Annotated in this window: 13 protein-coding genes; 10 read left to right on the forward strand and 3 right to left on the reverse strand. The window is 70.6% G+C overall.

Annotated features, from left to right (window positions below; genetic code table 11):
* Positions 1 to 52 precede the first annotated feature (52 nt).
* The gene (locus M3147_RS10770; protein ID WP_251203474.1) at positions 53 to 472 is read left to right on the forward strand and encodes an ArsR/SmtB family transcription factor; all 420 of its coding nucleotides are present in this window, start codon (positions 53 to 55) and stop codon (positions 470 to 472) included.
* 169 nt (positions 473 to 641) lie between these two features.
* Here M3147_RS10770 and M3147_RS10775 read toward each other — a convergent pair whose 3' ends face one another.
* A complete protein-coding gene (locus M3147_RS10775) occupies positions 642 to 1151 on the reverse strand; it encodes a GNAT family N-acetyltransferase (protein WP_251203475.1) in 510 nt (169 codons plus the stop codon).
* Positions 1152 to 1271: 120 nt separating this feature from the next.
* Between M3147_RS10775 and M3147_RS10780 the strand changes: the two genes are divergently transcribed.
* The 5 genes from M3147_RS10780 to M3147_RS10800 all read left to right on the forward strand — a co-directional run bounded on the left by M3147_RS10780 (position 1272) and on the right by M3147_RS10800 (position 6925).
* Positions 1272 to 1370, forward strand: coding sequence for a 30S ribosomal protein bS22 (locus M3147_RS10780; RefSeq protein WP_003792170.1), 99 nt, complete (start codon positions 1272 to 1274; stop codon positions 1368 to 1370).
* Between the two features lie 263 nt (positions 1371 to 1633).
* Entirely contained in the window at positions 1634 to 1900 is a 267-nt protein-coding gene (locus M3147_RS10785; protein WP_251203476.1) for a glutaredoxin family protein, read from the forward strand.
* A gap of 98 nt (positions 1901 to 1998) precedes the next feature.
* Positions 1999 to 4347 (forward strand): arylsulfatase, encoded by a 2349-nt coding sequence (locus tag M3147_RS10790; protein ID WP_308201063.1) that lies wholly within the window; start codon positions 1999 to 2001, stop codon positions 4345 to 4347.
* A gap of 2 nt (positions 4348 to 4349) precedes the next feature.
* Complete coding sequence (locus tag M3147_RS10795) at positions 4350 to 5288, forward strand: HAD family hydrolase (protein ID WP_251203477.1); 939 nt, start codon at positions 4350 to 4352, stop codon at positions 5286 to 5288.
* Between the two features lie 2 nt (positions 5289 to 5290).
* Entirely contained in the window at positions 5291 to 6925 is a 1635-nt protein-coding gene (locus M3147_RS10800) for a SulP family inorganic anion transporter (RefSeq protein WP_251203478.1), read from the forward strand.
* 56 nt (positions 6926 to 6981) lie between these two features.
* On the opposite strand, the gene M3147_RS10805 is transcribed toward M3147_RS10800, so the two are convergent.
* Both M3147_RS10805 and aspS read right to left on the reverse strand, forming a co-directional pair.
* On the reverse strand, positions 6982 to 7941 hold the full coding sequence (locus tag M3147_RS10805; RefSeq protein WP_251203479.1) for a formylglycine-generating enzyme family protein: 960 nt from the start codon (positions 7939 to 7941) through the stop codon (positions 6982 to 6984).
* A gap of 53 nt (positions 7942 to 7994) precedes the next feature.
* Positions 7995 to 9380: an aspartate--tRNA(Asn) ligase gene (gene aspS, locus M3147_RS10810; protein WP_251203480.1), complete on the reverse strand. Its 1386-nt coding sequence runs from the start codon at positions 9378 to 9380 to the stop codon at positions 7995 to 7997.
* A gap of 77 nt (positions 9381 to 9457) precedes the next feature.
* Between aspS and M3147_RS10815 the strand changes: the two genes are divergently transcribed.
* The 4 genes from M3147_RS10815 to resB are packed head-to-tail and all read left to right on the forward strand — an operon-like array spanning position 9458 to position 13217.
* Positions 9458 to 10111 carry a histidine phosphatase family protein gene (locus tag M3147_RS10815; RefSeq protein ID WP_251203481.1) on the forward strand — a complete coding sequence of 218 codons (654 nt, stop codon included), beginning with the start codon at positions 9458 to 9460 and terminating at the stop codon, positions 10109 to 10111.
* Positions 10111 to 10707 (forward strand): TlpA family protein disulfide reductase, encoded by a 597-nt coding sequence (locus M3147_RS10820; protein ID WP_251203482.1) that lies wholly within the window; start codon positions 10111 to 10113, stop codon positions 10705 to 10707. The genes M3147_RS10815 and M3147_RS10820 overlap by 1 nt, the downstream gene beginning before the upstream one ends.
* A 28-nt stretch (positions 10708 to 10735) precedes the next feature.
* Positions 10736 to 11488, forward strand: a complete 753-nt coding sequence (locus M3147_RS10825; protein ID WP_251203483.1) for a cytochrome c biogenesis CcdA family protein — start codon at positions 10736 to 10738, stop codon at positions 11486 to 11488.
* Positions 11466 to 13217 (forward strand): cytochrome c biogenesis protein ResB, encoded by a 1752-nt coding sequence (resB, locus tag M3147_RS10830; RefSeq protein WP_251203484.1) that lies wholly within the window; start codon positions 11466 to 11468, stop codon positions 13215 to 13217. Before M3147_RS10825 ends, resB begins: the two co-directional genes overlap by 23 nt.
* The last annotated feature ends 24 nt before the right edge of the window (positions 13218 to 13241 follow it).

The raw sequence follows: 13241 nt of genomic DNA on the forward strand, positions 1-13241 counted from the left end.
GCGTGACGCGTGTGTCATGGTACTCCCCGGCGCGAGTGGCTACCCTTGCACCATGGCGGACATCTTCGACGTGGTGGCGGATTCGACCCGGCGAGACATCCTCGCCGTGCTTCTCGAGCGCGAGCAGAGCGAGCCGTCGTCCGGTGGGGAGATCAGCGTGTCCGAGATCGTCGCCGCCCTCGGCGTCAGCCAGCCGACCGTGTCGAAGCACCTCAAGGTGCTCCGCGAGGCGGGGCTCGTCGCCGTCCGCGAAGAGGGACAGCACCGCTATTACCGGCTCGACCGGGAGCCGCTCGAGACGATCGAGGACTGGCTCATTCCGTTCACGGCATCGGATGCCGCCGCCGACGCCGCGACCCTCGCGAGCGCCGCCATCGCCCTGAACGACGAGCAGCGCGCCTTCGCCTCGCGGCTCGGCGCCGCCTTCGCCGAGACGGCGCAGCGGGTCACGCAGGCCGTCAAGCGCAAGTAGCCCTGGTTCCCCGAGCCCGTCGAGGGGCCTGGTTCCCCGAGCTCGTCGAACCATTCGCTTCGACGGGCTCAGCGAACCACCTGGTTCCCCGAGCTCGTCGAGGGGCGAGGGGCCGCTTCGACGGGCTCAGCGAACCAGGCGCTTCGACGGGCTCAGCGAACCACCTGGTTCAGCGGAGCGGCTTGATCATCTCCAGCTCGAGTCCGCCCGGCGCGAGCTCGTACTCGCGGCTGCGGCCGGTGGGCGTGAACCCGAGCTTCTCGTAGAAGCGTCGCGCGCGACCGTTGGTCTCGTGCACCTCGAGGCGCAGGGTGTCGCCGAGGCCGAGTGCCCAGCGTTCGACCCCGTCGAGCAGCTCCCGGGCGACGCCGTGCCCGTCACCGCGGCGGTCTGGCGCGACGAAGACGCCGACGAGCATCGGGCCCGTCGCGGCATCCGGCACGTACCCGCCCATCGTGCCGATCCAGCGCTGGCCCTCGATCGCGACGAGCGCGGTCTGCCCGGGCGTCTCGCCGCGCTTGGCGCGCAGGCGCCAGCCGGCCTCGTCGACGTCGAGCGCGTGCTCGAGCGTCTCGGCGTAGGCGACGGGCTCGTCGCGGAGCATTTCGAGGCGGAGGGCGCGCACCTCGCGCCAATCCGCTTCGCGGGTGGGACGGATGGTGAACGGCGCGCCAGGCATCCTCCGACGCTACCCGAGGCCGCGGTCGGGGCCCGCAGATGAATCGGGTAGACTACTCCGAGGCTCTTTGGGCCCTCGGCTGCGGCACGCGCGGCCGACACGATCTTCAGTGAGGTTTCGATGGGTTCCGTCATCAAGAAGCGTCGCAAGCGCATGGCGAAGAAGAAGCACCGCAAGCTTCTTCGCAAGACGCGCCACCAGCGTCGCAACAAGAAGTAGTCGTTCGACTACGGCTGAGCGTCAGGTCTGCGGACCTGGCGCTTTTCGCTGTCCCCGGATGGTTCGCTGAGCCGGTCGAAGCGGATGGTTCGCTGAGCGGGTCGAAGCGGATGGTTCGCTGAGCCCGTCGAAGCGCCCCTCGACGAGCTCGGGGAACCATCGGGCCCCTCGACGGGCTCGGGGAGCCACCGGGCCCCTCGACGAGCTCGGGGGACCAGGGCCTCGACAAGCTCGGGGGACCAGGCGCGGCGTAGGCTGAGGGGATGGCCCGAGACCTCCGCCTCACCCTCGTCGGCAAGCCCGGCTGCCACCTCTGCGACGACGCTCGAGACGTCGTCACCGCCGTGCGCGAGGAGCTCGCGCAGCTTCCCGAGGCGCCCGCGATCGCCTTCGACGAGCAGTCGATCCTCGACGACGAGGCGCTCGCCGAGCGCTTCGCCGAGGAGATCCCCGTCGTGCTCATCGACGGCGAGGTGCACACCTACTGGCGGGTCGATCCGGTGCGTCTGAAAGCGGCGCTGCTCGGCTGAATCCTCCGAAACCCCTCTAGCGCGATGCGCATCTCTCTGGCTAGGTTGGCGGTGGAGAGCGGTCGCAGCCGACCGCCGTGATGATCCGGGGGGACGTCGTGGCTCGTGAATTCCGTGGCACCATCAACATCGGCCTGAAGGACTCGACTGAGGACTGGGACGCCTTTCTGCCGGATCAGGCTCCGGATGGCGCGCCCAATGTCCTGGTGATCCTCTACGACGACACCGGGCAGGCCGCCTGGTCGCCCTACGGCGGCCGCATCGAGATGCCGACCCTGCAGCGCATCGCCGATCGCGGGCTCACGTACACGCAGTGGCATACGACGGCGCTGTGCTCGCCGACCCGGTCGACGTTCCTCACCGGGCGCAACCACCACCAGAACGGCTTCGCGTCGATCTCCGAGACGGCGCTCGGCTTCCCGGGGTACAGCTCCCGCATCCCCACCGACTGCGCGCCGATGGCGACGGTGCTGCGGGACGCGGGCTGGTCCACGTTCTGGGTCGGCAAGAACCACAACGTGCCCGTCTACGCCTGGACCGCGGGCTCCAGCAAGAAGGAGTGGCCCCTCGCGATGGGGTACGACCGCTTCTACGGCTTCATCGGCGGCGAGACGAACCAGTGGTACCCCGACCTCGTCGAGGACAACCACTACACCGAGCAGCCGTATCTGCCCGAGGACGGCTACCACCTCTCGAAGGACCTCGCCGACAAGGCGTTGGAGTTCATCCGCGACTCGAAGCAGTCCGAGCCGGAGAAGCCCTGGTACCTGTGGTTCTGCCCGGGCGCGAACCACGCCCCGCACCATGCGCCCGAGGACTACATCGCCAAGTACAAGGGCAAGTTCGACGACGGCTACGAGGCCTACCGCGAGTGGGTGCTGCCGCGCATGATCGAGCGGGGCATCCTCCCCGAGGGGACCGAGCTGTCGGCGCTGAACCCGCTGCCGCCCGAGGCGTCCATCCCCGGTGACGCGGTGCGCCCCTGGGACGAGCTGTCGGACGAGGAGAAGGCGCTGTTCAGCCGGATGGCCGAGGTGTACGCGGCGTACAGCGAGTACACCGACGTGCAGGTCGGCCGCATCATCGACTACCTCGAGGAGTCCGGGCAGCTCGACAACACGCTCGTCATCTACGCCGCCGACAACGGCGCGTCCGGCGAGGGCAGCCCCAACGGCTCGGTCAACGAGAACAAGATCTTCAACTCGTACCCCGACCTGATGGAGGACAACCTCCCGCTCCTCGACGAGCTGGGGTCGCCCGCCACCTACAACCACTACCCGACGGGGTGGGCGGCGGCGTTCTCGACCCCGTACAAGATGTTCAAGCGCTACACCTACCAGGGCGGCATCGCCGACCCGCTCGTGATCTCCTGGCCGGCCGGCATCCGTGCGAAGGGCGAGGTGCGCACGCAGTACCACCACTGCACCGACATCGTGCCGACGATCCTCGACGTCTGCGGGGTCGCGTTCCCGGAGACGTACAACGGCGTCACGCAGAAGCCCCTGCCCGGAGTCTCGATGCGGTACTCCTTCGACGCGGAGGTCGACACCCCGACGCAGAAGGTCACCCAGTACTACGAGATGCTCGGCAGCCGAGGACTCTGGCACGACGGCTGGAAGGCCGTCACCGAGCACGGCCCGATGAGCGGCGGCGGCATGGGCGGCAGCTTCCAGAGCGACACCTGGCAGCTCTTCCACACCGACGTCGACCGCTCGGAGGTGCACGACCTCGCGAGCGAGCAGCCCGACAAGCTCGAGGAGCTGAAGGCGCTCTGGTACGCGGAGGCGGGCAAGTTCGACGTGCTGCCGCTGAACGACTACAACATGGGCAAGCCCGAGGAGCTGGCCGAGTACTTCTCCCGGCAGTACCACGTCTCGCAGCCGAAGAGCGGACGCTTCATCTACTACCCGGGCACCTCCGAGGTGCCGGAGCACTCGGCCGCGAACACGCACAACCGTTCGTTCAAGGTGTTCGCCGAGCTCACCACGGCGGCCGACACCGAGGGCGTCGTGTTCGCTCAGGGGGCCCGCTTCGGCGGGCAGTCGATGTTCGTGAAGGACGGCCGGCTGCACTACAGCTACAACTTCCTCGGCCTGGAGGAGCAGACCATCGACGCGCCGCTGCCGGAGGCCGGCGAGCACGTCTTCGGTGTCGAGTTCCAGAAGGAGGGGATGGACGAGCACTTCCAGCCGACCGGCACGATGACCCTCTACATCGACGACCAGGCCGTCGCCTCCGCGTCCATGCGCACGCTCCTGCTGCAGTTCACGCTCTGCGGGGAGGGCCTCTGCGTCGGCTACGACGGCGGCGACGCCGTCTCGGCCGCGTATGCCGGACAGCGCTTCGACTACCGGGGCGGGGCGATCGACAAGGTCGTCTTCGACCTCGCCGACGACCACTACCTCGACGTCGAGAAGCAGTTGGCGGCGCTCCTGTCGAGGGACTGACGGTGCCGGCGAGCGCGGGCCACGATCGGCTGCCCTCGTGGGCCGACACCCCGACCCGCGAGGCCATCCTGTCGTTCATCGACCGCGTCGCTCACGGCCCCGACGCCGTGCCCGAGGCCGAGCGCGTCGCGGTCTTCGACAACGACGGCACGCTGTGGACCGAGAAACCCATGCCGACCCAGCTGCACTACATCGTGGAGCAGTGGAAGCGGCAGGCCGAGACCGACCCCACGCTCGCCGAGAAGCAGCCGTACCGCGCGGCGGTCAGCGGGGACTACGCCTGGCTCGGCGGCGCCCTCGACCGGCACTACCAGGGGGACGACACCGATCTGAAGCTTCTGATCGGGGCGGTCGTCGGGGTCACCGCCGGGATGAGCGTCGAGGACTACGCCGCCTCGGTGTCGCGCTTCTACGAGGAGGCGAAGCACCTGACCCTCGGCACCCCGTACGCCGACGCCGTCTACGCCCCGATGATCGAGCTGCTCCGTGAGCTCGAGGCGAACGGCTTCACCGTGTACCTGGTCTCGAGCGGCGAGCGCGACTTCATGCGGCCGATGACGGAGCAGTACTACGGCATCCCGCCGGAGCACGTCGTCGGCTCGGCGCTCGGGCTCGAGTTCGACGAGGACACGGGCGACGTGCGCTACACCGCGGGGCTCGACTTCTTGGACGACGGTCCGGAGAAGCCCGTGCGCATCTGGAGCCGGATCGGCCGGCGCCCGGTGATCGCGGGCGGCAACTCGAACGGGGACCTGCCGATGCTCGCCTACGCGCGCGCCGGCGGCGGGCTCGCGCTGCTCGTCCACCACGACGACGACACCGGTCGGGGCGATGCGCCGTACGACGCGGGCGCCGAGCGGGCGCTCGCCGAGGCATCCGATCGTGGCGTCACCGTCGTGAGCGTGAAGCGCGACTGGTCGCGGATTTTCCCGGAGGGCTGAGGATGCCGGAGACCGCCGCCGCCCGCAGGGGGCGGCTCCTGCTGCCGACCCTCGCGGGGTACCGGCCGTCGTCCATCCCGCGCGACCTGCTGGCCGGTCTCTCCGCCGGGGCCGTCGTCGTGCCGCAGGCGATGGCGTACGCGACCATCGCGAACCTGCCCGTGCAGCTCGGGCTCTACACCTGCATGGTGCCGATGTTCGTCTATGCGATGCTCGGCGGCTCCCGCGCCATGAGCGTGTCGACGACCTCGACCATCGCGACCCTCACCGCGACGACGCTCGTGAGCGCGGGCGTCGCAGCCGACTCGGACGACCCGGTGCCCGACCTCATGGCGCTCACCCTGCTCGTCGGGCTCATCCTGCTGCTCGCCCGACTGTTGAAGGCCGGGTCGGCCGTCGAGTACATCTCGAAGCCGACGATCATCGGCGTGCAGGTCGGCGTGGGTGCGACCGTCGCCGTCGGTCAGCTGCCGAAGCTGCTCGGAGAGGATGCCGAGTTCACGGGGCACGGCTTCATCCGCTCCATCGTCGCGGCCGTCGAGGCGCTGCCGGGGGCGAATCTGCCGACCGTGCTGCTGTCCGTGGGATCGATCGCGGCGCTGTTCCTGCTGAAGCGGTTCGCGAAGCGGGTGCCGGGGCCGCTCGTCGTCGTCGCCGCCGGGATCCTCCTCGTCTGGCTCGCGGGCATCGACCGCTTCGGCGTCGACCTCATCGCCGCGGTCCCGCAGGGCTTCCCCGCGTTCGAACTGCCGTCGTTCGCCCACTTCGGGGGCATGCTGCCCGGGGCGCTCGCGATCGCCATGATGGCGTTCCTCGAGTCGGCGGCGGTCGCCCGAGGCATCCGCAAGCCCGGCGAGCCGCAGATCGACAGCAACCGGGAGCTGTTCGCCACGGGAGCGGCGAACACCCTCGGCCCCTTCTTCCAGACCCTGCCGGCCGCCGGGGGCTTCTCGCAGAGCGCCGTGAACCAGGGAGCCGGGGCGCGCTCGCAGCTCGCCTCGCTCACGACCGTGGTGCTCGCGGTGCTCGTGGCGCTGTTCCTCGGCCCGGTGCTGAGTCTGCTGCCGCAGGCGACGCTCGCCTCACTCGTGTTCGTCGCGGTGATCGGGCTCGTCGAAGTCGGCGCGATCGTCGAGCTCTGGCGCACGAGCCGCAACGACTTCTGGATCGCGGCGCTGACCGCCGTGGTGGGGCTCAGCGCCGGCCTGCTCTACGCGGTGCTCATCGGCCTCGCGGCGACCTTCGTCGTCATCTTCCGCGAGCTCGGGCGGGTCCGAGTGGAGGCGGGGGAGTCACGGGCGGGGGTGCTGCCCGTGCGGCTGCTCGGCGGCATGTTCACCGCGAACGCGCTCGCCTACGAGCAGGCGGTGCTCGCCCTCGTCACCGGGCGCGCCGGGGTCTCGGCCATCGCCCTCGAGCTGACCCGCCTCGAGACGACGTCGATCACCGTGCTCGACATGCTCGCCGATCTCGATCGGGAGCTCGGCGGGATGGGCATCGAGCTGCGCCTCGCCGCGGTGCCCGAGTCGGGGGCGGCGATGGCCCGGCGCGGTGCCTGGTTCGCGGGCATGGAGCGCGCGGGCCGCGTCTATCCGACGCTCGAGGCGGCGACGGCGGCGCCCCTCGCCGCGGGCTAGCTCGCCGTGGGGTAGCTCGCCGCGGGCTAGCTCGCCGTGGGGTGTGGCGCTCCCGTTCAGCGCGCGCAGCGGAAGCCGATGTGCGTCGTCGCCGAGTCGTCGGCCTGCGGTGAGCGGGCCGACGGGCGGTAGCGCAGGCAGTAGTCGGGGGAGCAGAGGTGCGAGCCGCCCTTCAGCACCCGTCGCGGGATGCGCGAGCCGGGCTCGGCGGAGGCGGCGGCGAGCAGGTTCGGCCGGGTGCCGGCGTCGACCGCGGCGTCCGCCGCCCCGGGCACGACGTGGCGCTCGGTGTAGAAGTCGCTCGTCCACTCCCAGACGTTGCCCGTGACGTCGTAGAGGCCGTAACCGTTCGCCGGGAAGGTCATCACCGGGCTCGTGCCGACCCAGCCCTCGGCGCCCGTGTTTCGGTACGGGAACGAGCCCTGCCAGCGGTTCACCATCAGCCGCCCGTCGGGATGCTCCGCGTCGCGCGGGAACTCCTCGTCGCCCCAGGCGAAGCGGGCGCCGTCGACCCCGCCGCGGGCGGCGAACTCGAGCTCGGCCTCCGTCGGCAGGCGTTTGCCGGCCCAAGCGGCGTAGGCCGAGGCATCCTCGAAGGAGACCTGGACGACCGGATGCGTCGGACGCTCGGCGAGGGCGTCGAAGGCCGGCTCGCCCTCGGGAGCCGCGCCGAAGGGATGCCGCCAGCTGGCGCCGGGCCCCCAGCGCCACCACTGCCGCCAGTCGCGGAGGTCGACGGGGCCGGCCGTGGGCGTGAAGACGAGGCCGCCGGGCACGAGCTCGGCGGGGTCGGCGCCGGGGAAGTCGGCCGGGTCGAGCGGGCGTTCGGCGACCGTGACGTAGCCCGTGTCCGCGACGAAGGCGGCGAACTGCTCGGTCGTGACCGGATGCAGGTCGAGCTCGAATCCGGCGACGGTGCGCTCGTGCACGGGGGTCTCGTCGGCGTAGAACTCGTTCGAGCCCATGCGGAACGTCCCGCCCTCGATGCGGAGCATGGGCGTGATGGCGGCGGTCATGCTCCGAGCCTACGGCCGCCGCGCGCCCCGCGCGCCGGCGGGCGGCGAGCCGGTTAGGGCAGCAGGCGGGTGGGGCCGCGGAAGAGGTACGTGGTCTCGCGGATCGACGACTCGCCCAGCATCAGCATCAGCACGCGCGCGAGACCCATGCCGAAGCCGCCGTGCGGGGGCACGCCGTAGCGGAAGAAGTCGAGGTAGAACGAGAGTTCCTCGGGCTCGAGCCCCTTCTCGCGGGCCTGCGCCTCGAGCACCTCCACGCGGTGCTCGCGCTGCGCGCCCGTCGAGATCTCGACGCCGTTGAAGATCAGGTCGTACGAGTTCGTGAGCGACGGGTCGCCTTCGTGACGCATGTGGTAGAACGGCCGGATGCTCGACGCGTAGTCGGTGAGGAAGACGAATTCGTGCCCGTACGTCTCGCGCACGTACTGCGAGATGCGGCGCTCGCCCTCGGGGTCCATGTCGTCGTCGGCGCGGGGGATGACGTAGCCCTGCTCGGCGACGATGCGCTTCGCCTCGGCGAGCGGGATGCGGGGGAACGGGCGCTGCGGCACCGTCACCTCGACGTCGAAGAGCTCGCGGATCTCGTCGCCGTGCTTGTCGGCCACGGCCTGGAAGCCCGCGACGATGAGCTCCTCGTGCAGCGCCATGACGTCTTCATGCGAGTCGATCCAGCTGAACTCGGTGTCGATCGAAGTGAACTCGGTGGCGTGGCGCGAGGTGAAGGACGGGTCGGCGCGGAACGCCGGGCCGACCTCGAAGATGCCGCCGAAGCCGGCCGACTGCGCCATCTGCTTGAAGAACTGCGGGCTCTGCGCGAGGTACGCGACCGTCTCGAAGTACTCGAGCTGGAAGAGCTCGGCGCGCGACTCCGAGGCGCTCGCCATGAGCTTCGGGGTCTGGATCTCGATGAAGCCCTTCTCGACCCAGACGTTGCGCAGCGCGTGCAGGAAGGTCGTCTGCACCCGGAAGATCAGGCTCTGCTTCGGCTGGCGCAGGTCGAGGAAACGCCAGTCGAGGCGCTTGTCGAGCGAGGAGTCGGCGGCGATGGGCGTCTCGAGCGCCTCGCTCACGACCTCGAGCGAGCCGATCTTCACCTCGAGCCCGCCGAGCTTCACGCGCTCGTCGTGCTTCAGCTCGCCCGTGACCCGCACGAAGGTGCCGTGCGAGAGCGCCGAGATGGACTCGGTCAGCGCGAGGGCGGCGGCGGAGCCGGGGCCCTCGGCGGGCGCGTCGTCCGTCTGGTTCCCTGAGCCCGTCGAAGGGCCTGAGCCGGTCGAAGGGCGCGTCGCCGGGTTCACGAGCTGGGCGGCGCCCGACTCGTCGCGCAGGATGATGAACTGCACCTTCTTCTGATCGCGGACGGTCTCCACCCAGCCGGCGACGGTCACGGGGCCGTCGGGGAGCGCGGCCAGGTCCTGGATGAGGGTGCGGTGAGTCACCGCATTATCCTACCGGCGTGCCGCGGGAGGCGGAGTCTCGGCGGATTCATAGGGACCCCCAACTTAGAATTGGACCCGTGCCGGCCGAGCAAATCCATCTCGTGCGCCATGGCGAGGTGTCGAACCCCCAGGGCGTGCTCTACGGTCGGCTGCCGGGGTACGGGCTCTCCGAGCTCGGCCGTCGCATGGCCGAGGCCGCCGCGGCAGATCTCGTCGCGCGCGGACGGTCGGTCAGCGCGCTCGTCGTCTCGCCGCTGCAGCGCACCCGGGAGTCGGCCGCGCCGATCGCCGCCGCCTTCGAGCTCGAGCCCATCATCGACGAGCGGGTCATCGAGCCCACGAACCGATTCGAGGGCACGCGCATGCGCGGCCCCGGCGGCTCGCTGCGCAATCCCACGAACTGGCCCGCGCTGATGAACCCGTGGCGCCCCGGCTGGGGCGAGCCGTACCGCGCGGTCGTCGCGCGGATGGTGGCGGCGATCGTGGATGCCTCGGCCTCCGTCGACGGCGGCGACGTCGTCGTCGTGAGCCACCAGATGCCGATCTGGATGACCCACCTGCACCTCGCCGGGCAGCCGCTCGCGCACGACCCGAGGCGGCGCCGCTGTGCGCTGTCGAGCATCACGACGCTCGAACCCTCCTCGGCGGCGGCTCGCGGTCTCGTCGAGATCGGGTACCGGGACCCTGCCGCCACCCTCGCGGCCGGGGCGAGCGATGTAGGAGCAGTCTGATGAAGAAGTTGGTGGTCGCCACAGCCCTCGCGGCGGCCTCGATCGTGGTGCTGGCCGGCTGCGCGAGCGACCCCCTCGCCGAGCAGTACCTCGAAGGCAGCGGGAAGAACTACATCGCCGGCGACGGCACCATCTCCGAGTTCGACACCGCCTCGCGGGGCGAGCCGGTGTCCTTCACCGGCCCGACGGTCGACGGAGGCGCCTTCGACTCGGCGAATGCCGACGGCGACGTGACGGTCGTGAACTTCTGGTACGCGGGGTGCGCGCCCTGCCGGGCCGAGGCGCCGATCCTGCAGGAGGTCTACGAGGCGTACGGCTCCGGCGAGGGCGAGGTGCTCTTCGTCGGCGTGAACGTGCGCGACCAGGCGGGCACCGCCCGTTCGTTCGAGGAGGACTACGGGGTGCGGTACCCGTCGATCCTCGACGTCGACTCCGGCGATGTCCAGCTCGCCTTCGCGGGCGACGTGCCGCCGGCGGCGGTGCCGACGACGATCGTGCTCGACCGAGAGGGCCGGGTCGCCGCGCGCGTGCTCGGCGAGCTGGAGGACGCCTCGATCCTCCGCGGCCTCGTCGACAAGCTCCTCGAGGAGCAGTGACGCACGTGAGTCACCTCGGAGGCCGGCGATGACGCCCGGCGAACTCGTCTTCAGCGGCCAGCTGATCGTCGCGATCCCGATCGCGATGGCGGCCGGCATCATCTCCTTCCTCTCCCCGTGCGTGCTGCCCCTCGTGCCCGGCTACCTGGGCTACCTCGGCGGCTTCACGGACGCCTCGGCCGACGCGTTGGCCGAGCGCCGCAACCGCCGCAGGCTCCTGCTCGGCGTGCTGCTCTTCATCGCCGGCTTCACGGTCGTCTTCCTCGTCTACGCCTCGCTCGCGGGGGCGGCGGGCGCGTGGCTGCGGGCTTGGCAGGACCCGATCACGAGGGTGCTCGGCGTCTTCATGATCGTGATGGGTCTCGTCTTCGTCGGCCAGTTCACCTTCCTGCAGCGGCAGCTGAAGCCCAGCTGGCGGCCCGCCACCGGACTCGGCGGCGCCCCGCTGCTCGGCGTGGTCTTCGGGATCGGCTGGACCCCTTGCATGGGTCCGGCGCTCGCCGCCGTGCTGAGCCTCAGCCTGAACGCGGAGTCGGCGTGGCGGGGGGCCATCCTCGGCCTCGCGTACTGCGTCGGCCTCGGCATCCCGTTCCTCCTCGTCGCGTTCGGCTTCGGCTGGGCGACCGGGGCGCTGGCGTTCCTGCGCCGGCACATCCGCACCATCAACCTCATCGGCGGCGGCCTGCTCATCCTGATCGGCGTGATCATGGTGTCCGGGCTGTGGACCGCGTGGATGAGCGATCTGCAAGGGGTGATGAGTGGTATCGACCTCGTCCTCTGACCGCTCCGGCGGCGTCGACCCGCTGCGTCCGGCCGACCACTTCGACTCGCCGGAGCCCGCGCCGGGCGACGGCCCGGGGGTGTCGCAGCCGAAGCTCGGCTTCGTCGGCTGGCTGCGGTTCGGCTGGCGCCAGCTCACGAGCATGCGCACCGCCATCCTGCTGCTCCTGCTGCTCGCGATCGCGGCGGTGCCGGGCTCGCTCGTGCCGCAGCGCTCGAGCGACCCCAACGGCGTCACGCAGTACTTCACCGACCACCCCGACACGGCGCCGGTGCTGGACTCGTTCCAGATGTTCGACGTCTACACCTCGTCCTGGTTCTCGGCGGTGTACCTGCTGCTGTTCGTCTCCCTGATCGGCTGCATCATCCCGCGCACGAAGCACCACTTCGCGGCGATGCGCGCCCGCCCGCCGCGCACGCCCGTGCGGCTCGGCCGGCTCGCGGGCTACACGGAGCGCCCGCTGCCGGACGGGGTGGATGCCGAGACCGCCATCGCCGAGGCGACGAATCTGCTGAAGCGCGCGCGGTACCGTGTCGAGCGTTACGATCTGCGCGGCGAGCCGAGCGTCTCGGCCGAGCGCGGCTATCTCCGCGAGACCGGGAACCTGATCTTCCACACCGCGATGGTGGGCATCCTGGTCGCGGTCGGCATCGGCGGGGGATTCGGCTTCGCCGGCCAGCGGGTCATCGTCGAGGGCCAGTCCTTCGTGAACACGCTCGCCGCGTTCGACTCCTTCAACCCGGGCCGCTTCTTCGACCCGGCCACGCTCCCGCCCTACAAGCTGTCCCTCCGCGAGCTCGACGTGGTCTACGAGACGCAGAACCGGAACGCGATCGGCCTGCCGATCGACTTCACCGCGTACGTGACGATCACCGACCAGTCGGGCGCCGCCGAGAAGGCGCAGGCCAAGGTCAACGAGCCGCTGCGCACGCGTGGCACGGACGTGTTCCTGCTCGGCAACGGCTACGCACCGCACATCGTGGTGCGCGACCCCCAGGGCGAGATCGTGTTCGACGACGCCGTGCCGTTCCTGCCGCAGGACGCGAACCTGACGTCCATCGGCGTCGTGAAGGTGCCCGACGGTCTCGACGATCAGCTCGGCATGGTCGGCTTCTTCTATCCGACGCAGGACGTGCTCGGAACGGGGGCCTACACCTCCACCTACCCGGACCTGGTGCTGCCGGTGCTCACGTTGAACGTGTACGAGGGCGACCTCGGCATCAACGACGGCACGCCGACCTCGGTCTACACCCTCGACCCTTCGGGCATGGACCAGCTCACGGGCGGGGACACGGGCGTCGACTCCATCGAGCTGAAGCCGGGCGAGCAGACCGAGCTGCCGGGTGGCCGGGGCACGGTCGAGTTCGTCGACGACACCCCCGATGCGTCCGCCGCCGGGCAGGAAGGTGCCGCCGCCGACCGTGACTACGCGGAGTCCGTGAAGCGCTTCGCGTCGTTCGACATCCAGCACGATCCGGCCCAGGGCTGGACGCTGGTGTTCGCCATCCTGGTCCTCTTCGGCCTGCTCGCCTCGCTCTTCGTGCCGCGCCGCCGCATGTGGGTGAAGGTCGCGACCCGACGGGACGGCACCCGGGTGATCGAGTTCGCCGGCCTCGCCCGCGGCGAGGACCCCGGACTCGAGGAGGCGGTCGCCGCCTTCGCCAGCAAGCTCGCCGGCCCCGTGGCCGAAGCCGAGACCCCCCAAGACACCGCGAAGCCCACGACGTAAGGTAGATCCGTGCCCAGTCTCGAT

This window comes from Agromyces mediolanus, from assembly GCF_023715325.1.
In the GTDB taxonomy this organism is placed as follows: domain Bacteria; phylum Actinomycetota; class Actinomycetes; order Actinomycetales; family Microbacteriaceae; genus Agromyces; species Agromyces mediolanus_A.